This window comes from Paenibacillus sp. FSL H8-0332 (assembly GCF_037963835.1).
GTDB lineage: Bacteria > Bacillota > Bacilli > Paenibacillales > Paenibacillaceae > Paenibacillus_AQ > Paenibacillus_AQ rhizoplanae.
This window is the reverse complement of the sequence record NZ_CP150145.1, coordinates 5,012,578-5,033,621: the sequence shown is the minus strand read 5'-3', so window position 1 is coordinate 5,033,621 and position 21,044 is coordinate 5,012,578. Positions and strand designations below refer to the sequence as shown.

General features: G+C 51.4%; 12 protein-coding genes and 1 pseudogene. 10 read left to right on the top strand and 3 right to left on the bottom strand.

What is annotated here, in order from left to right:
- Nucleotides 1-66 precede the first annotated feature (66 nt).
- From NST43_RS21720 to NST43_RS21685, 8 genes and pseudogenes are all read left to right on the top strand, one after another.
- Entirely contained in the window at nucleotides 67-1,002 is a 936-nt protein-coding gene (locus NST43_RS21720) for an ABC transporter permease subunit (RefSeq protein ID WP_216857130.1), read from the top strand.
- A 16-nt stretch (nucleotides 1,003-1,018) separates the two neighbouring features.
- On the top strand, nucleotides 1,019-1,930 hold the full coding sequence (locus NST43_RS21715; RefSeq protein WP_339219325.1) for a carbohydrate ABC transporter permease: 912 nt from the start codon (nucleotides 1,019-1,021) through the stop codon (nucleotides 1,928-1,930).
- 73 nt (nucleotides 1,931-2,003) lie between these two features.
- Nucleotides 2,004-3,593, top strand: coding sequence for an ABC transporter substrate-binding protein (locus tag NST43_RS21710; RefSeq protein WP_211720478.1), 1,590 nt, complete (start codon nucleotides 2,004-2,006; stop codon nucleotides 3,591-3,593).
- Nucleotides 3,594-3,680: 87 nt separating this feature from the next.
- A complete protein-coding gene (locus tag NST43_RS21705) occupies nucleotides 3,681-4,784 on the top strand; it encodes a glycoside hydrolase family 88 protein (RefSeq protein WP_339219322.1) in 1,104 nt (367 codons plus the stop codon).
- 33 nt (nucleotides 4,785-4,817) lie between these two features.
- Nucleotides 4,818-6,986 (top strand): GH92 family glycosyl hydrolase, encoded by a 2,169-nt coding sequence (locus NST43_RS21700; protein WP_339219321.1) that lies wholly within the window; start codon nucleotides 4,818-4,820, stop codon nucleotides 6,984-6,986.
- A gap of 27 nt (nucleotides 6,987-7,013) precedes the next feature.
- Nucleotides 7,014-9,374, top strand: a complete 2,361-nt coding sequence (locus NST43_RS21695) for a polysaccharide lyase family 8 super-sandwich domain-containing protein (RefSeq protein WP_339219320.1) — start codon at nucleotides 7,014-7,016, stop codon at nucleotides 9,372-9,374.
- A gap of 84 nt (nucleotides 9,375-9,458) precedes the next feature.
- A complete protein-coding gene (locus NST43_RS21690; RefSeq protein WP_339219318.1) occupies nucleotides 9,459-10,625 on the top strand; it encodes a leucine-rich repeat domain-containing protein in 1,167 nt (388 codons plus the stop codon).
- A gap of 900 nt (nucleotides 10,626-11,525) precedes the next feature.
- Nucleotides 11,526-13,745: pseudogene (locus NST43_RS21685) on the top strand (polysaccharide lyase 8 family protein); the annotation flags it as partial.
- Nucleotides 13,746-14,077: 332 nt separating this feature from the next.
- Here the strand turns inward: NST43_RS21685 and NST43_RS21680 are convergent.
- Genes NST43_RS21680 through NST43_RS21670 form a run of 3 tightly spaced genes read right to left on the bottom strand, consistent with a single transcriptional unit; the run spans nucleotide 14,078 to nucleotide 18,381 of the window.
- A complete protein-coding gene (locus tag NST43_RS21680) occupies nucleotides 14,078-15,493 on the bottom strand; it encodes a class I SAM-dependent methyltransferase (RefSeq protein WP_339219317.1) in 1,416 nt (471 codons plus the stop codon).
- 13 nt (nucleotides 15,494-15,506) lie between these two features.
- A complete protein-coding gene (locus tag NST43_RS21675; RefSeq protein ID WP_339219315.1) occupies nucleotides 15,507-16,946 on the bottom strand; it encodes a glycosyltransferase in 1,440 nt (479 codons plus the stop codon).
- A gap of 25 nt (nucleotides 16,947-16,971) precedes the next feature.
- A complete protein-coding gene (locus tag NST43_RS21670) occupies nucleotides 16,972-18,381 on the bottom strand; it encodes a glycosyltransferase (RefSeq protein WP_339219314.1) in 1,410 nt (469 codons plus the stop codon).
- A 431-nt stretch (nucleotides 18,382-18,812) separates the two neighbouring features.
- Here NST43_RS21670 and NST43_RS21665 point away from each other — a divergent pair, with 431 nt between their 5' ends.
- Nucleotides 18,813-19,661 carry a transporter substrate-binding domain-containing protein gene (locus NST43_RS21665; RefSeq protein ID WP_339219313.1) on the top strand — a complete coding sequence of 283 codons (849 nt, stop codon included), beginning with the start codon at nucleotides 18,813-18,815 and terminating at the stop codon, nucleotides 19,659-19,661.
- Between the two features lie 18 nt (nucleotides 19,662-19,679).
- Nucleotides 19,680-21,011, top strand: coding sequence for a CapA family protein (locus NST43_RS21660; protein WP_339219311.1), 1,332 nt, complete (start codon nucleotides 19,680-19,682; stop codon nucleotides 21,009-21,011).
- Nucleotides 21,012-21,044: the final 33 nt, after the last annotated feature.

Genomic DNA, 21,044 nt, shown 5'->3' with positions numbered 1-21,044 from the left:
CGGGAATCCATCATCGAAGCGGTGGCGGGATGGTTCTATAATTAGTCCATGAAAGGAGTAATGGACATGAGCAGAACCACCGGATTCTCAAGATTCATCCATGCCATGTGGAAGTACAAGGCGCTGACACTAATGCTGCTGCCAGCGGTGCTTGTCCTGCTGGCGCACAGCTATCTGCCGATGTTCGGCATCTTTATTGCCTTCAAGAATGTGAATTATCTGGACGGGATTTGGGGCAGCCCCTGGGTAGGCTTCGATAATTTCCAGTTCCTGTTCTCCTCGGGGGATATGTGGAGAATTGTAAGAAACACGCTTTTGTACAGCTTGACCTTCATGATTATGAACCTGGTGCTGTCGGTATCCATTGCGGTAGCCATCAATGAGATCCGGCGGCGGCTGCTGGCGAAGGTGTACCAGAGCTTCATCATCCTGCCGCACTTCCTGTCCATGGTAGTGGTGAGTTATCTCGTATACGCTTTCCTGCAGCCGGATCACGGCTTCATCAATGCCACAGTGCTTAAGGCCTTCGGGCAAGACCCGGTCTTCTGGTACTCGGAGAAGGAATATTGGCCTTACATCCTGGTGTTCGTCAACGCCTGGAAGCATGCAGGCTTCGGCGCAGTGATCTATATCGCGGCGATTGCCGGCATTGATCCGGAATATTACGAGGCTGCGCTGATTGACGGGGCTTCCAAGTGGAAGCAGATTACGCATATCACGCTCCCTTTTATCCGGCCGGTCATCATTATTATGACGATTCTATCCATGGGCAGCATCTTCAGCTCTGACTTCGGACTGTTCTTCCAGGTGCCCATGAATTCAGGAGCGCTGTATCCGGTAACAGATACCGTTGATACGTATGTCTACCGTGCCCTGATGCAATTGAATGATATCGGAATGTCCTCGGCAACGGCGCTGGTCCAATCGGTGGTAGGCTTCATTATGGTCATTGCCACGAACAGTATGGTCAGACGAATTGACCGGGAACAGGCACTATTCTAATCAAAGGAGAATCCTCATGGCGAATGACACCAGCAGCTCGATCGGCGGAAACTCCGCTTTGTCAAATGTACTTTTAAATCTGGCCTTTGTGATCCTCTCACTCCTTTGCTTCATGCCTGTTCTGCTTGTCATTATCGTCTCCTTCACCGACGGGCAGTCCATTCTGACTGAGGGGTACAGCTTCATTCCGAATAAATGGTCCTTCATTGCCTATGAGTCGATTTTCAAGGACTGGATGACGATTGTGTCGGGATATCGCGTGAGTTTCACTATCACTATTGTAGGTACAGCGCTCAGCGTGCTTCTTATGGCGATGTATGCTTATCCCATCTCGCGGGCGGATTATCCGTTCCGTAATGTGTTCACCTTCTTCCTGTTCTTCACGATGCTGTTCAATGGCGGGATGGTCAGCAGATACCTGATCTACACGCAAGCACTGCATATCAAGGATTCGTATATGGCGCTGATTCTGCCCATGCTGATTGTGCCGTTCAACGTCATTATTATGCGGACCTTCTTCCAGACGACCATCCATCCTGCGGTGATTGAATCGGCCAGAATTGACGGTGCGGGGGAGCTGAGAATCTTCCTGCGGATCGTTCTGCCGCTCTCGTTGCCGGTCCTGGCGACCATGGCCTTGTTCAGTACCATCGGTTATTGGAACGACTGGTTCAATGCGCTGCTGTATATCACCAGCGAGGATAAGTATCCGCTGCAGTATCTGATGATGCGTGTCCTCAACGATGTGCAGTACCTGCGCAATAATGTGGAGCTGGCCGCCCAGAATCCCAATATGATGAAGAATCTTCCGAACGAATCTCTGCAGATGGCGATGGCGGTGATCGGGATGGGACCGATTCTGATTGCGTATCCGTTCTTTCAGAAGTATTTTGTCAAAGGCCTGACGGTCGGGGCAGTAAAAGGGTAAAGCGTGGTGGAACCGGCACTCAGCACAACTGGCTGCCGTTCTATATAAGCAATATCATACAGGGAGGGTTCATATGACAAAGTTAAAAGGGCGCAGAACGCTATTCACGGCGATGGCTCTAATTCTGGCATTATCCTTGCAAGCGTGCTCAGGCGGTAATAACGGGGGTTCTGCCGAACCGTCGGCTTCAAGCGGCGCAGCTGGTACGAACAGCACGAGCAGTACTGGCAGTCCAGAGCCTGCCGGCGGTGCGGAAGCACTCAAGCCCTACGAGGTATCCATTATCTACTTCGGGGCGCCGCAGCGGGATGACGCACTGGTCGAAGCCAAGCTCAGTGAATATTTCAAAGAGAAATTCAATGCCACTGTGGATCTGCAGCCGATTGCCTCCAGTGAATACAAGCAGAAGACCGAGCTGATGCTCAATGCCGGAGAGCCGATGGACCTAGTATTCACCGCGTCCTGGCTTAATTTCTTCGGTAACGTGGCCAAGGGCGCCTTCCTGGATCTGGATGACCTGCTGGCCAAATACGGGCAGGGGATTACGGAGAACCTGAATCCGATCTATCTGGAGGCTCCGCGCTACAAAGGCAAGCTGTACGGCATTCCAACCAACAAAGAGATTACCCAAGGCAAGGCCTATACGTACCGCAAGGATATCATCGACAAGTATAGTATTCCGATTGAGGATATTAAGACGATGTCAGACTTTGAACCCTGGTTCAAGCTGCTGAAGGAGAAGGAACCGGGGCTGATCCTGGACTTCATTAAGGAATCGGGAGAAGGGATGATGTATGAGACCCGCTCGAACTTCCGCGCCATCGGACCGACGCCGAACAAGATTCCTTTATTCCTCTATGACTACACAAATACAGATAACATCCAGATTAAGTCAGTGATTGATCCGGAGATTTCATCCATTGCCCAAGCGGAGTATGAGCTGAACCGCAGCTATTACGAGAAAGGCTACATCAACAGCGATGCTGCTACCACAACGACAGAGATCGGTGACTTACGGAAGCAGGGTAAAATCTGGATGCAGCAGGCCGTCTGGAAGCCGGGGGCTGACATTGAGCTGAAGATTGCTTCAGACAATAAATATGATTTCGTCTCCAAGGTGATCGAGGAGCCTATCGTGACCACGGACCTTGCCGCCGGATCCATGTTCTCCATCTCCCGCACCTCCAAGGACCCGGAGCGGGCGATGATGGTCTTGAATGCGCTGCACACCGATCCGTATGCCGTGAACCTGTTCGTGAACGGGATCGAAGGAACCCATTACAAGAAGATCAGCGAGAACCGGATCGAGCCGATTGCCGATTCCGGGTATGGCAGCTCTGCCCTGTTCTGGGTGGTCGGCAATCAGCTGATCAATTATCTGAAGCCGGGCCAGCCTGACGATCTGTATACAAGCTGGAAGAAATTCAATGATGAGGCCAAACGTTCGCCGCTGTTAGGCTTCGTCTTCGACGAATCGCCGGTGAAGAACGAGATTACCCAGCTTACCTCGGTCATCGGTGAATACCGGGCGGCGAGCACCGGTGCTATTCCTGACCCTGCCAAGATGCTTGCGGAACGCAATGAGAAGTTGAAGAAGGCCGGCATTGAGAAGGTCAAGACTGAACTTCAGACCCAGATTGATGCCTGGAAAGCAGCGCAATAACTGACAGTGGAAGGGATGGCAGGAGGTCCGTTGTTTCCGGGCGTCCTGCCATCTAATTTGTAGACGAGAAAGGAAGAACTAGAGACTATGGAGACTTGGATCAACGAAGCCTGGGACTATGCCCAGCACAAATTAAGCCGTACACGGAGCCGGATCGGAGCCACCTTCCCGAATGCCACTTACGGCGGACAATATGATGCGCGTGACCCGGATTGCTGGACCAACGGATTTTGGCCGGGCATTCTCTGGCTGGCTTACCGGGCCACAGGGGATGAGGAATACCGGCGCATTGCCGAGAGCTGCGAGGAGCAATTGGACGGACCTCTTCAGGAATATGAACAGCTCCATCACGATAACGGCTTCCTCTGGAGTCTGTCAGCGGTTGCCGATTACAAGCTCACCGGTAACAGGCTGTCCCGGAGAAGAGGGCTGATCGCTGCCAGCCATCTGGCCAGCCGGTTCAATCTCAAGGGGAATTTCATCCGTGCCTGGCTGCATGAAGGCAGTGAAGGTCTGGCGATCATCGACTGCATGATGAATCTTGGACTGCTGTACTGGGCCAGCGGGGAACTGCAGGACCCGAGATACCGTCATATCGCCGTCGCCCATTCGGAAATGGCGCTGCGGGAATTCATCCGCGAGGACGGCTCGGTGCATCATATCGTCCGGTTCGATCCTGAGACGGGAGAGCGGATCGAAGCGCTGGGCGGACAAGGGTATAGTCCGGATTCCGCCTGGTCACGCGGATCGGCCTGGGCGATCTACGGATTCGCGATCGGGTACCGGTATACGGGTGACATCCGGTTCATGAATGCCGCGAGAGCGGCAGCGGATTACTTCGCGGCTGAGCTGCCGGAGGATCTGGTGCCGCCCTGGGATTTCCGGGCGCCTGCCGATCAGCTATGGGCCAAAGATTCAACCGCTGCTGCCTGCGCGGCCAGCGGAATGCTGGAGATGGCCTATCTGCTGGAGGGTGAAGAAGCTGAACGGTACCGGAAGCTCGGAGCAGCCATCACGGAATCGCTGTTCCGCCATTACGCGCCGGAAGACCCGGCGGAAGAAGCGCTCATTACGAAGGGAACCGGCAGCTTCCCGGCTGGTGCCGAAGTCGAGGTGCCGATCATTTACGGCGACTATTTCTTCCTGGAGGCCTTGCTGAAGCTTAAGGGAGAGAGCGAAATCTTTTGGTAGAGGAAATGGATTCACGGGAAAGGAGGAGCAAAGTTGGAGAGAAGAAGAGTGGAGGATGTAGATCCGTTCATCGGGGTGGACGGGGAGAATAACTGCCTGTGCGGGCCTTATCTGCCCAACAGCATCGTAAGGCTGGGACCGGATACCTTGCCGCCGCACCTATCCCACGGCTACGACAGCTCGCGGCCGATTATCCGGTTCAGTCATACGCATGTCAGCGGAACCGGGGGCGGCGGGCGTTATGGCAATGTCGGCTTCACCCCCTATACCGGAATGCCGCGGTTTCAGTTGGACCCCTATGACAAGGGGGAAGAACATGCCGAATCAGGCTATTACAGCGTGAAGCTGCTGCCTGCCGCCATCCAGGCTGAACTGACCAGCACGATGCGGACCGGAGTCCACCGTTATACCTATCCGGCGGATGAATTGGCGGGCCTGCTGATTGATGGCGGTGCGGTCATTCAGGTTGGCGGGGATGAACCAGGGAAGACCACCGGAATATCGACCGGGGGCTATATTGAAGTGCTGTCCGAATATGAGCTGGCGGGCCGCAGCGACCTGCGCGGCGGCTGGGGGCATGAATTCCCTTATTCCGTCTACTTCTATATCCGCTTCGATCAGCCGATGCAGAGCTATATGCTGATGGATGCGGGCGGAGTACGCCAAGGGCCGTCTGTGGATGGTGCGAATTGCAAGGCCTCCCTTAGCTTCGGTGACTGCGGAGTCCTGGTGGCGAAGACGGGCATTTCTTATGTAAGTGCAGGCAAGGCCAGAGCCAGTGTGGACCGGGAAGCCTCCGCCGGATTCGATGACATCCGTCAGGCGGCCAGTAACATCTGGGAGGATAAGCTCAGCAGAGTCACGGTGGAAGGGGGGAGCAGGGAGCATACCCGGCTGTTCTATACCCTGATGACCCGGCTATTCTGTATGCCGAGTGACCTTGGAGTAGACGACGAGAACTTCGCCTGGGAATCAGGAGTACGGCATTATACCGACCTGTACGCGCTCTGGGACAGTGTGCGGAATGCCAATTCGTTGATTACACTGCTCGACCCGCAGCTTGAAGTGGATATCCTGAATTGTCTGCTGGACATCGCGGACCATACCGGCTGGCTGCCGGACGCCTGGATTATGGGGCATAGCGCAATGATTCAAGGGGGAAGCTCCGCAGATATTCTGTTCTGTGAAGCGGCGCTGAAGAAGCTGGAGGGCATCGACTATGGTAAGGCCCTGAAGCAGATGCGCAAGAATAATGAGGTTCCGTCACCGGATACCTGGCTCTATGGCCGTCATCTTAAGGATTATCATACTCTGGGGTATCTGTCCACAGATGTGAAGAAGAACTGTGTGTCCCGCCATATGGAATATGCGTATCAGGATTGGTGCATCGGCCGGTTGGCCGAGGAGCTTGGGCAGGAGGAGACGGCGGCGGAGTACTACGACAGCTCGGAGAAGCTGTGGAATCTATGGCGCGAGGATCTGAAGTGTTTTGCGCCCCGGCTGCCCGGCGGCGAATGGGTAACGTCATTTGACCCGGAATCCTGCCTGCCGGATTCGTGGAATGATCCGTATTTCTACGAAGGCACCAGTCTGCAATGGTCATTTAGCACACATCATGATTTTCATGGACTGGTTGAACGGCATGGGGGGAAGGAAGCATTCATCCGGCATTTGGACTATTTTTTTGACGGGGGATTCTATAACTCCAAAGAAACTATGCTGCATATTCCTTATTTATATATTTATGCGGGCAGGCCGGACCGTGCAGCGGACCGGGTCCGCGAATGTCTGGAGACCTACTTCAAGGCTGAACGTGACGGATTGGGGGATAACGAGGATATGGGCTGCCAGAGTGCCTTCTACATCTGTTCAGCCATGGGCTTGTATCCGTTGATGGGTCAGGACCTCTATTTCCTGGTTCCTCCGGTATTCAATAAGGTAACGCTGCTGCTGGGCGCACAGGCGAACCCGGTTCCTCTGACGATTGAGACCCAAGGAGCAGGCAGCGGGTCCGGCAAAAGGTATATTCTGTCTGCTTCGCTCAATGGTCAGGAGCTGGACCGCGCGTGGGTCCGCCATGAAGAAATTGCCGGAGGAGGCACGCTTCTTCTGGAGCTGGGGGCTGAACCCGGGGAGTGGGGGAGTATGATTCCACCTTCTCCGCTCGCGGAATGGGAACAAGGCAAACAACTGTCAAGGTAGGGCAGTAGGCTCAAGGAGAGAATGTCCATGCAGAGCTTAAAAAACAAATGGCTGCAATATCTCGTGGGAGATACGTTTCGTCCTGAACCGCTGAAACGGGTGCGCGATGCTCAGGACAAGATGCTTTATCATCAGGAGCTGTTGTGGGCGGACATCCCGTATCAGGAGAATGCTGCGGATGTATTTCAGATCATTCTCCGTTTGAAGGAGATGGCCATCGCGCTGAAGTCTCCCAAATGTCCCTATTATATGGACTATTCATTAAGGCTAAGGATCATTTATGGATTAGAATGGCTGTCTGAGCATAGATACAACGAAACCTGTAAGCCCTATGGCAACTGGTGGTATTGGGAGATTGGCGTGCCGATTGCGCTGCTGGAGACTCTGCTGCTCATGGAGAAACTGTTGGATACAGAGCTTATAGAGCATCTGCTCCTCCCCGTAGACAAATATGTGGGTGCTCCGGCCTTTCACGCGCAGTGGTTCGTAGCTCAGGCCCCGCCTGCAACGGGAGCGAATCTGGTCTGGAAATCTACGGCGGCTGCCCTGGCGGCCGTTATCCGGGACGACAAGCAGAAGCTGTCCGCCGCCCGGAATGCATTGCTTCCGCTGTTCAGGTATGCGAAGGAAGGAGACGGCTTCTACGAAGACGGCTCATTCATTCAGCATGACAGATATGCCTATACTGGCGGATATGGAGTCTCGCTGCTACATGATGTGGTCCGCCTGATGGCATGGCTGCACGGTACCTCCTGGGAATTGCCAGGTGAAGCCCGGGATTTGACAGCGCGGTGGATTGAGGATTCTTTTGTCCCGCTTATGTTCAGGGGGTCTATGCTGGATATGGCCAGCGGCAGGGAGATCTCGCGGGAGGATTCGCAGAATCATGAGAGCGGACATTCCGTGATCACCTCCTGCTTACGCTTCTCGTGCATTCTGGATGTAGCGGAACAGGCACGGCTGCTCTCCAGAGTGAAAGCGTGGATTGTTGCCGACACCTACAAACCGTACATCGCCGAAGCGCCGCCGGATACCGCCGCCGGGGCTGGTGCGCTGCTGGACGATGAACTCGTGCCGCCTGCCCGGGAAGAGAGCTTCTGCAAGCTGTTTGCCCATATGGACCGGGCGGTGCTGCAGGGTCCGGGTTTTGCCTACTCGATCAGTATGTTCTCCAGCCGGATCTTCACCTATGAATCTATCAACAGAGAGCATCTGAAGGGATGGTATACAGCGTATGGCATGAGCCATCTGTACAATAGTGACTTGGGACAATTTGCGGATGCCTACTGGCCGACCGTTGATCCATACCGCCTGCCTGGAACCACGGTAACGAAGACATTGCAGGAGGATGGGGCCGGGCAAGGCTGCTTAAGCACTAAGGCTTATGTTGGCGGGGCTGTGCTTCATAACCAATACGGAGCAATTGCGATGGAGCTTCAGGATGTCGTTAACGAAGCCGATGGACTGACCGCGCTCAAAAGCTGGTTGTTATGCGGTAACCGCATCGTGGCCTTAGGTTCGGGTATTCAGAGCCGGAATTCCGCCAGAGTGGAAACGATTATAGAAAACCGGAGATTGACTCCGTTCGGTGACCATAAGATTACCGCAGATGGAACAGAGATTTGCCGGACGCCGGGAATCGCAGATACGATTCATCCTAAGTGGATTCATATGACGGGGAGTACCGGGGGTGCAGATGTGGGGATTTATTTGCCTGAACGCTGCTGCGTCCATGCCTTGCGCGAGGCCCGGCAAGGGAGCTGGAAGGCCATCAACGACGCCGGTCCCTCTGCGGAAATCGAGCGATTCTATCAGACGCTCTGGTTCGATCATGGAGCAGCGCCGCAGGGGGATACTTATGCCTATGTGCTGCTGCCCGGCTGGAGTGAAGAAGCAACGGCCGGGTTCGCCGGGGCTTCAAGTATACGAATTGTGGAATTGAATGACCGGGTGCACGCGGTGGAAGATACGGAAGCAGGGCTGTTAGCTGTGCATTTCTGGCAGCCGGGCTGGTATAGAAGCGGGGGGATTGCTTGCAGCAGTGAGGCCTCTATGGTGCTGCAAAAGAATCCGGCAGGCTGGAGTCTGGCTATAGCCGATCCGACACAACTGCAGCGCCGTCCCATCGAAGTGGAGCTTGAACTCGATCGGCCTGTTACCAGGGTGATCCGCAGGTCTGAGCGGATCACGGTTGACCTTGGTGAAGCTGGAGACACTGGGGAAGCCGGTGACTCAGGTGATCCAGGTGGCCTAGGTGACTCAGGTGAACCCGGGAACTCAAGAACCCCCGGAACCCCTGGAGTCCCCGGAATCCCCGGAAAGGTTAGACTGGTGTTCGAACCTGACGGTGCCGGGGGCGCCTCGTTCCATGTGGAGCTGGCGACCTGAGACGAATCTATGAATATGCACTTCAAATGAATGACTCTGCGGAGTATGGTAGAATAATCCCAATGATTTTAGAGGGGGAGTACCATGCAGATTTCAATTACCGATGATTTCGCAGATGAACGTTTCCGGCAGTTCGTAAGGGACCACTTCTGCGGTGGCCGTGAATCCATCTTCAGGAGCGATCTTGACACAGTGGCTACGCTGAAGCTTGAGGGCTGCAAGCTCTCTAGTCTACAGGGGATCGAACACTTTACGGCGCTTCAGGAGCTGGAGTGTTCGTATAATGAGTTAACCGTGCTTGACCTTAGCCAGAATGCGGAACTGGTTACTGTGAACTGCCGGAGCAACCGGCTGATTGAGCTGAATACTCAGCCGAATCGGCTGTTGAAGGAACTGGACTGTAGCAGGAACCATATCCGTACTCTGGACCTCAGCCAGAATCTTGCGCTAGAGAAGCTGGAGTGTCATGAGAATATGTTGTCCAAACTGGAGTTAAGCAGCAATCCCTGGCTCAAGGTACTGAATGGCAGTTATAACTCGCTGCATGAATTGCGGCTTCAAGACAATACGGCACTGGAGCGGCTCGATTGTGGCAGCAATTATCTAATTGACCTGGATATAGCAAGCTGTAGAGAGCTGACGGAAGTCCGCTGTAATCATAATCACTTAACAGGTCTCGACACCAGTGGCAATCCGTCTCTTACGAGTCTGCGATGCTTCAATAATCATATTACGAGTCTGGACCTCAGTCACAATAGCCAGTTAACCGAACTCTATTGTTCTCAGAACAAACTTACCGTAGTCGATACGAGCCTGCATTCGCAGCTTGTACAATTGGATTATTCCAATAACCTCATCACGCAGCCGGATCATAGGGTAGAGGGAGTAGGGATTTTTCAATATGATACTGCCTTCACCTGTTATAAGGCGGAGCTTCACTTCAAGGAGAGCGGGCTTACCGTTACAGCGGAAGTTCCCACCCAGGCAGCCATGAGCGGCTTGACTCCGCGGATTCAGGAGGTATGGGGAGAGCTGGAGGGTCGGCTTGACCGGGTATTGCAGCTAATTGCGGCCGCTCATCCTGATGAAGATGTGAATGAGCTGGTGCTGGCCGACTTGACGTTTGCCGAAGACCACTCCTTCCGTATCGGCTACGATGCCGGGGATACACCGGCCGGTCAGCTCTGCATCTATGCAGTGTTTGACCATGAGGATGAACTAGACGACCAGCTTAGTTATGAAGTGTACTGAGCTGGTTAGCTGTGTGTGGTAAACCGTAAACCGTAAACCGTAAACCGTAAACCGTAAACCGTAAACCGTAAACCGTAAACCGTAAACCGTAACCCAGAAATCGTAAATCGTAACCGCAGGTTGTAGGCGGTAAGTTGCAAGCCGCAGGCCGCAAGCTTCTGCGGCTTTTTTGGAAGATTCAGAGGGAGAAATCCCTCTGAATTAGCTAGGAGTTGGTTAAATAAGGGGATGAGAGGTATAAATCCCTTTGATTGGGTGGAAGTGGGCTAGAGGAGGAAATAAGAGGCATAAATCACTTTGAGTAGACCGAAAGTGTGCGGCATACGTGAGTGAGGTGTAAAAGTGCACCTTATTCCGACAAAAGCGGACGGTAGGCGTGAATGAGGTGTAAAAGTGCACCTCAATCCGTCAAAAGTGGGCGGCAGGCGTGAGTGAAGAGCAAAAGTGCACCTCAATCCGTCAAAAGTGGGCGGCAGGCGGGAGTGAGGTGTAAAAGTGCACTCCAATCCGCAGAAAGTGGGCGGTGGGCGTGAATGAGGAGTAAATGTGCACCTCAATCCGCAGAAAGTGGTCAGCAGGCGTAAATAAGGCACATCTTCACCGTAACACTCGAAATCTCATACCTTTTCTCGAATGCAGGCAGTTTCTTTTACTACCAGACCCTATCTATACTATTAAATGTAAGCGCTTTACAACGAGTGTCTTTATGAGTGGGGAATGCTTGAGCGTGGGTGCAGAAAGCATGTTTGTGTGAGTAAAGCCGAACTATGAGCAGGGTAAGCAAGTTCGTATGAAGGAAAGCCGCAACATGAGCGCAGGAACAGCAAGCTTGTCTATGCCAGAAAGCCAGACTATCTGTTTCGTGAAAAGGTTGAATCTGACGAAAAGGGGGGGTTATGGATGAGAAGGTTGGGAATGAGAGGTACGTTAACGAGAAGGTTACTCATGAAAAGCGGCTTGGTGGCGTTAGTGCTGCTGCTGTCGATCAGCGGGTTGGGGGGAGTAACGGGACGTGCCCGTGCGGCGGATGAATTCGACGGGATGCGGGAGAACCGGAAGGTGATGCTTACAGGAGGGGCCACCCTGAATACGGCGGATGCTGATATTGCCGCAGCCCTCACCAAGCTGGCGAACGAAGCGAACGGTTACTGGCAGACGATGAATACCGCGCCCAGCCGTACCTATCTGTGGAGCGATAACCCGGGCATCGGGAACTCGATTCAGATCCGGGTAACCTATGAACGGCTGAAGACGATGGCGCTCGCGTATGCCACGGCCGGCACGGCGCTGCATGGGGATAGTCAGCTCGGGAGCGATATCGTGGCTGCACTCGATTATATGTACACCACCCGATATCATGAGGCGGTAACGCCGACGGCCAGCGGAACGAGTAACTGGTGGGATTGGCAAATCGGCATTCCCATGCAGCTTAATGATACGGCGGTGCTGATGTATGACGTTTTGAGCCCGGCTCAAGTCACTAATTATATGACAGCGGTGGAACGCTTCTCGCCCGCAGTTACCTTGACCGGAGCCAACCGTGCCTGGAAAGCGATAGTTGTAGGCGAGCGGGGAATCCTCGTCAAAGACGGGGCCAAAATCGCCGCCGCGCGCGATGGTCTGTCCTCCATTTTCAACTATACGCTTAGCGGGGATGGATTCTACCTGGATGGTTCATTCATTCAGCATAACAATATCCCCTATACCGGAGGTTATGGAATTGATCTGCTGCTGGCCGTGAGTGATCTGATGGTGATGCTTCACGGCTCTTCCTGGCAGGTCGCTGATCCCAAGCAGTCCAATGTGTGGGAATGGGTGTATAACTCCTATCAGCCGGTGATGTACAAGGGGGCGATCATGGACATGGTCCGGGGCCGGGAAATCTCCAGGCATTACAGTCAGGACCATGAAGCGGGGCATCGGGTGATGCAAGGGATTCTGCTGCTGTCTGCAATTGCGCCGCCCGCTCCATCAGCCGATTTTAAGAAGATGCTTAAGGGCTGGATTCTGTCAGATACGTTCAAATCCTTCTATACCGATGCTCCCGTACCCGCTATCGCTCAGGCCAAGACTATAACCGGGGACCCGTTGATTGAACCGGCGGCAGAGCTTATAGGTTATAAGCAGTTTTCGGCGATGGACCGGGCCGTTCAGCATCGTCCGGGCTATAGCTTCGGGCTTGCGATGTATTCCAGCCGCATCAGCAGCTACGAAGCGATCAACAGCGAGAACGCCAAAGCCTGGTATACCTCGGCCGGTATGACCAGCTTATATAACAGTGATCTTGGACAATACAGTGAGGATTACTGGCCAACAGTCGATAGTTACCGCCTGCCGGGAACAACGGTGCTGTCCCAGACCGCTTCAAGCAGCCACACCAGCACCAAGCCATGGACTGGCGGCACCGATATCCAGAATCTATATGGAAGCTCGGGCATGGAGTTGCAGTATGCAGGCCGTACGCTTGGAGCCAAGAAATCTTGGTTTATGTTCGATGACGAAGTGGTTGCTCTCGGCGCGGGCATCAGCAGCACGGATAATATTGCTGTGGAGACGATCGTTGAGAACCGGAAGCTGAACACGGCGGGCAGCAATACGCTAACTGTGAACGGTGAAGTGCAGCCTGCCATTTTGGGCGGGGCATCGACCCTGGATCAGGTGGAGTGGGCTCATTTGTCGGGAAGTACCGCCGGTGCGGATACGGGGTATTATTTTCCACAGACGGTATCGCTTGCCGCTAAGATAGAAGCCAGAACTGGCAACTGGAAGCAGATCAACCCCCGTCCGGTCACACCTTCCACGCCGATCACCCGCAATTATATGACCTTATGGCTGGAGCATGGCGTCAATCCGAATGGCGCGGAAGTTCAATATGTTCTGCTGCCGGGCAAGACAGCCGCCCAAGTAGCCGCTTATGCTGCTGCTCCAGACATTCAAGTGCTTGCGAATTCATCCAGTGTTCAGGCGGTAAAAGAAACAAAACTCGGCATCACCGCAGCGAATTTCTGGGAGGATGGGGCAAACTCCGCCGACCTGATCACCGTTAACAAAAAAGCGGCGGTGATGACCCGGGAAGCCGGGGATACCTTGGAGCTGTCCGTAAGCGATCCGACCCAAGCGGGAACCGGCGTAATTGAGGTAGAACTGGACCGTTCAGCAAGCGGATATACGGCAGATGCCGGAATTACGGTGACACAGCTCAGCCCGACCATCCAGTTAACGGTGAATGTCAGCGCGGCCAAGGGCAAGGCGTTCAAGGCTTCTTTTGATCTGGGCAGCGGTACCCCGCCGACCCTTCCTGGTGAAGAGGTTATTGTAGACAATAATGACACCACCGGGGTACCCCCAACTTGCCTGCTACTGCTACCTAACAGTCTGCAAGAGGTAATGATTTCATCAAACAAAGACAGGACCAGCCTCAATGGGCCGGTCCTGTTCGAATTCCATCCTATTTATTTGTCTACAGGAAGGTCTCGTTTTTTTCTGCACACGACCACCACATACAAGGGATTTATATCTTTAACTCTTCCGAGATCCATTAGCTCGTATCCGTTAATGACGGGATTGTCATAAGGCGTGGTTGTAGGAGGCATCGCTCTCGCATTTCTGACAACTTGGGCTTGGAAGGCTGAATAATCCGAGACGAAGGTTTGCCCGTACAACTCCAGGATATCATATTCTTTCAGTAACTCCCCCACAAGCTCAGTAATCGTATATTCATATTTGTGATAATGATTTCTTGGCTGCTCCACAAAGTAGGCGGCAGGGTTTGCAATACTACGGTTAGGCGTGGAGACAATGAAGATACCATCATCTTTTAAAAGCCTGGCAGATTCTTTAATCCATACGCTGCCGTCATCGATATGCTCAATAGTCTCAAAGGAAACAACGACATCAAAGCTGTTATCTTCAAGTTCAAGCTTATTTACATTACCGTAAGCATAATCAATCTGATCATGACCATATGTTTTACGCGCATTGGCCAAGCTGGCTTCATCAATATCTACGCCAAGGACATGACTTGCTCCGGCCACCTGCAGCATTTTACTGCCATACCCTGCCCCGCAGGCCGCATCCAGCACCCGTTTATCCTTGACGAACTTTTGGGCTAATCTGTATCTGTTCAGGTGCTCCTCAAGTACATCTCCATGATTCTTCTTGACGGCATCGTTAATGACAACCCGTTCTCCTGTGAAAACTACATCGTTTTGTTCTGTATTCAGTATTTCGGAGTTGATATCTATGGAATCTGTGTCGTTTCGCCCCAATACTTCAGCCTCTTTTAGAACACTTGACGAGGAGGGAGCAATTCTGTAGAACAACGATTCAAAATACTTTTGATTGTACACTATACTTGGATGATCGGGATAATATTTTTGAGCTAATTTGTGATGATGATAGGCTTTCTCATGTTCACCGAGCAATTCATAGCATACACACAATTGTAAATGGGGTAGCCAGTTTGCAAAAGAGGCATCATAGTTAATGTGCCCATTTACTATCGTTTCTTTTGTAGCCATATCAAACCAAAAAATTGCTAGGTTCACTTGACCTTTCTGCATGAATGAAGTACCGATTTTGTAACAGATTACGGGGTGGGGAACTCCAGAAGCAAAGGATTGGAAAGCTGCTAACAAGGCTTTATTCACATCCCCGGCAGCAACGTAACAATCCGAGAGTCTCCCGTAGGCTTCATAGGTTTCTTCATTTATCGTCTTTGCTTCCAAAAGAAACTTTTCATAGAACACAGCAGCGTTCTCATAATTTTTCTGGTTATATAGAAAGTTGGCGTAATTCATTAAATTGGACATCTGAGATTCCTGTGAATCTGGCTTATGGTTTGCCTGAAGTGTATCCGGTTTATGCATACTAAATCCCTCCTTAGCTTTGTGCCAGAGCTTTTATACTTGCAATTTGCAGCAGGACATCTTCGAAATAGGACTCATCTCCATAAAATTTTCTAAAGAGATCCTCAAAATCATCGGTAAAAACAGGGGCGTGATCACGCATGATTCCCCAATACCAACCGAGAATGTAATTAAAGAGAGAATTTCGTTTCTCTTCCCGGACGTCCTCTGCGGTCAAACCTTTGCCAATAAAATGACTCAAAATTGTCTGATAATTACTAAAAACGACTTCACCGAAATTGTATCCTGCAGGAGGATTCCCGGAAAAATCGAACACTCTCCGGTTAACCACGCAAAAGTGAGGATTTCTGGTTAATATCTCATATTGCATGTAAGCTTGATTCAGCGATGAATCGATATACCGGAAGGGTTCTTCGATTTGTTCAAAATCCTCTCTTCTCAAAATGATGCCGGAAATAAAAGTACACATAATACCTGAGGCTCGAAGATAAGCCGATGCGCCTTTTGCAGTATAAACCTGGCCATCATGATTATGAACATTCAAATATATAATTCCGCACTCTGTATGATTATGGATGACCTCAAGCAGGGAGGGGATGGAATGCTCCACACAATAATCATCATCGCCCTGCCATTTTAGAAACGTCCCCTTCGCTAATTGAGCTACAAGATATATATTGCGGTCCCCCCCGATATTCGAACTGTTTCTGAATGATTTCAGTCTTGGATAGCGGCTGGCATAACGTGCGATCACCTGAGGGGTGGCGTCTGTAGAGGCATTGTCACAGACAATGACTTCAACCCGGCTATCGTCCTGTAATTGGCTGAATATAGAGGAAAGGCATAGATCAAGGTTGGCTGCGCGGTTATAGGTTGGAATACAAATGGAGAGAAGCGGAGTAGCATCCGGTGAGATAGGGTGTACAATTGGTTCATGCTGCTGAATCTGTGCGGGGGACCCTCCTGCCACACAATAATCCGGAAGATCTTGTTCAATGACACTTCCCGGATAGATCACGCTATGCTTGCCTATTCGGATATTACCTGCAATAACCGTTCCCTCTCCAATTTGCGTTCCTTCCCCGATGATAACCTCTCCGGCGCCGTCCATCCATCCTTGTGCCTTTACCGGGATTCCAATCTGGCGGTACTCCTGTCTGGCATCCGATATACTAACATTAGAGCCTATCGTCACATTAGATTTAATCTCAATACGGTTGATGGCATGAAGAGTGAGCCCTTGTTCACATTTACAATCATCCCCGATAATAATTTTGGGTAGAGGCAAAGAAGCTTGTGCTTCAGGCTGTATGGAGTAATCTCCCTTAATGGTTACCCTATCACCAATCAGAATGAGTTCGGGATGCTTGAGTTGTCCGTTGGCAGCGATCTCTGTATTGTTGCCATAGTAATAGAAGCTGGATACTGTTTCAGACTCTAAGGAGTGTGACATATGAACTTCCTTTCTGAAATATGAGTTATGATTGGCGTATTGCTTCCATGATGGCTAAGCCATCCTCATAATAGGGTTCTTCGTGATAGTATTTTGTATAGATTCCTTCAAATTCATCAGTGGTCACAGTTGCTTTATTATTCCGTAGCCATGGTATGGTGTAATGATAGAGAGTTTGTCTTTTCTCTCTGGCAATATCTTCAGCAGTTAAGCCAGAGCTCAAGAAGTGGCTTAGGATAGATGGATAACCGTTGAAGAACACTTCAGCAAAACTGTATTTAGGATTGTAAGCACCGCCATAACTGAACATACTATCGTACATGATGCAGAAGTTCGGGTTATCCTTTAATATGGAATATTGCAGATATAATTGATTGAATTTAGAAGCCATAAATAGGGTGGGATTCTCGATCTTCTCCAAATCCTCACGCCTTAATACAACTGAACTGATAAACGCTCCATAAAGAGTGGTGGCGGCCAGGAAATTGCTAATCCCAGAGTCTAAGCGGGGAGGCCCATTTCCGTTTATTATACTAATATGAATGACTCCGCATTCCGGATGACTGTCCAGTACATGAAGGAGGGGCATGATCTTGCCGGGGAGAAAATAATCATCATCTCCATGCATTTTCACAAATTTTCCTCTTCCCAATGTTGTAACAAAATAAATATTAGGGTCTGCACCAACATTAGTGTCATTTCGAACTGCTCTCATATTGGAGTAAAGGGACATATACTTGTCTATGACATCTGGTGTGGCATCTGTAGAGGCATTATCGGATACCACTACTTCGATCAGTTCGTTATTCCCGATCTGTGAGTAAATTGAATGAAGGCAGGTGTCCAGATAAGGCGCACGGTTGTAAGTCGGGATGCAGATAGATAACAGGGGGAGACGGCTTCGGGCAGTAAGAACGGCCTGGGCTTGGTCATGATCAGACACATCCACCCAACTGCCGGAGGCAGTCTCATAGACCTGCACAATCGATGCGGGATTACCTGAAACCACGCAGTAGTCGGGAACATTGTCCAAGACCGTACTGTTTGCCTTAACTACGCTCCCAGCTCCAATACGTATATTCCCTGACAGGCGGCAATTTGCTCCGATCCAGGAGCCTTCGCCAATGGCGATTTCACCTTCCATTTGAACATTGGAATAGATAAGAAGATTTGGCTCTAAGATAATCTTGGGGGATGCTGTGATCTGTACCCCTCTGTTGATCTGACATCCGTCTCCTATACAGATAACTGGACCCTCATGAGGAAGCTGTTGGTCTATGGCTGCTGTCTTGATATAGTGCGGAGCTTCAACAGAAACATTATTGCCTATAGATATTAGCTCTGGAGACTCAATTACGCCCCCTTGCCCGATGTAAGTGTTGCTTCCAAGCTGAGCAAATCGCTCAGCGAATTCAAGCGGTATATTTAAGGTCAAGGCAGATTCTCCTTCCATCCTTCAGGTCTGGCTTCGTACCCGTTAAGCTGTCTTTTAATGCATATGGGGCCGATTCCTAAAGTATGATGAGTGTACCGAAAAATACCGGATTTGCTGGACGTTGTGGATGTTTTAAACGCGAGCAGTCAGCTAACTATCCGAATAGAAAGAGGCGATACGCATGACTACTACGTGTTTCATTTGTGAGAAACATCTGGGGAATACTCCCCAGCCGCCTGGGGGATACATATATTATGCTGGAGGCTTAGCCTCCAATCGACTTTATTCGCCACCATTCGTCAAATCCTTTACCCGTTCACCTTGACACCGTGTATACCCCGTGACATAATAATTCCAGACTAAATGACTATGATAAGTTGGACATCGTAGACAACAAGAGAGATCTTTTACTAGACGAGGGGGAAGTTATAATGAAGAAGAAATTTGTGCCAGGCGTTCTGATGGTGTTGCTCGGGTTGGTCATTGCAGGCTGCGGTAATGGAACTAAGAATGACGCAGGCTCCGCAGAGACAAACGGCGCGGGAGCCGGTACGAAGACCATCGTTGCGGCAACGAGCGGGGTAAGTAACCCTTTTAGCTACGAGAAAGACGGACAGTTGACAGGTTACGATGTGGAAGTAATGAAGGCGATCTTCAAGGACCTTCCGGAATATAAGCTAGAGGTTCAGGCGATTGAATTCGAAGGGATTCTGACTGGCCTGGATAATGGCCGTTTCCAGCTGGGGGCGAACAATTTCAGCTCCAACCCCGAGAGACGCGGCAAATACAATTTCTCTCTCCCGATTATCGAGAATGCGAATGTATTCGTAGTCCGCAAGGACGATAACACCCTTAAGGCGGTAGAAGACCTGAAGGGCTATAAAGCCGTAACAGAAGTAGGCAACTCCGGTGCCACACTGCTGGAGAATTATAATGAAGCGAACCCGGATGCCAAAGCAGAGATTATCTACACTGACGAGAATTTCGTGAAGCAGTTCGAAGGTATTGAAGCCGGCAAATACGATGTGCGCATCATTTCCCGTGTCTCTGCCGAGAAGGCCATCAAGGAGCATGGCTTCACCAATCTGAAGGTCGTTGCGTTCTCTACAGAGAACAGTGATCCAGGATCTTATATCCTGCTCTCAAAGTCTGCGGACAGCACCCTGTTGGATACCGTTAACAAGAGAATCAAGGAAATGTATGCGGATGGTACTCTGTTGAAAATTAGCCAAGAGCAGCTTGGCGGCGACTATTTGCCTAAAAAAGAGCTAATGGAGTAACCGAAGGAAGGTGATCGCATGAAATTTCTAGTCTCGGGAGATGCATTATTCTCCAGCAGTAATTTAGATAAGACGATGGACCCGGAGCTGCTTGCTTTGCTGCAAGGGGCCGATGAAGCTTTTACCAATGCAGAGTTCGTGACCCCGCGCCTGAATACCGCTCCGGCGGCAGGCCGCGGCTACCAGACCAGTGTACGCCCCAAGGCGCTGGATGAATTCGGGAAGCTCAATATCCGTTATGTGAGCTTTGCGAATAATCATACGGGGGACTACGGGACCCAGGGCCTTGTAGATACGATCGAAGAGGCGGAAGCCCGCGGTCTGACCCCGCTTGGAGTGGGCATGAGCCTGCATGAAGCGCGTAAACCGGTGTTCGTGGATACGGCAGATGGCCGGATCGCCATCATCACTATCGATGTGACGAGAAGCGAAGTATTCGCTGCCTCAAATCCGGGGAACGGCGTTCCAGCCCGTCCGGGGGTCAACCCGCTCCGCTGGTCGCGTACGTATGTCGTGAACGATCAGGACTTCAGCACCTTGAAGGAGATCAGTGAGCGCATCGGCATCGCTTCCAGCATGGAGGAAGGCAAGCGGATTGAGACCTTCAAGAGCAAATCGGAGAATTACTATGAATTCGGTTCATTTTTTGAAGGCTATTTAACCTTCGAAAAGGGAGAACAGTCCCGTGTCAAAACGGTAGCGCATGAGCAGGATCAGCAGGAAATCTACCGCAGCATCCAGGATGCTGCGGAGCGCAGTGATTATGTCTTTGTCAGCCTGCACACGCATGAAGGGGAGAATGAGAACTGGTACTCCGATTATCCCGCAGAGTTCATTGAGACCTTCGCGCGGGGGGCGGTGGATGCCGGGGCGAGCTGTGTCTTCGGACATGGTGCCCACTTCACCAGAGGGGTGGAGCTGTATAAGGGCCAGCCTATTTTTTATAACATAGGCAGTCTGTTCATGGAGTTCGAAGCCGGAGAGTCGATTGTATCTCCCGAGATGTTCACCGCCTACGGGTATGCCGAGAATGAAGCTCCATCTACCCTGCATAAGAACAGAACCAAGGACAGCGAAGGGAATTGGCAGGGGTTCTATAGCGACCGCAAGTTCTCCGAGAACTTCCTGGTCATGTTCGATCTTAGTGTGGAGGACAAGCGGTTCGACTACGAGCTGATTCCGATTGATCTTAGACTCACTCATGAGACGGTGACGAAGCGCGGGCTTCCGGTCCTGGCTTCGGATGAAGCTGCGGCTTCCCTGGTGGAGCGGCTTAATGCGGTAAGCAACGAACGGTATCATACTGAAATTATCTATGAGGGCAGACGGTTGACTGTCAGACCGTGTTAGAGCGTCGCCCTGTAAATTGAACGTGGAAGGAAG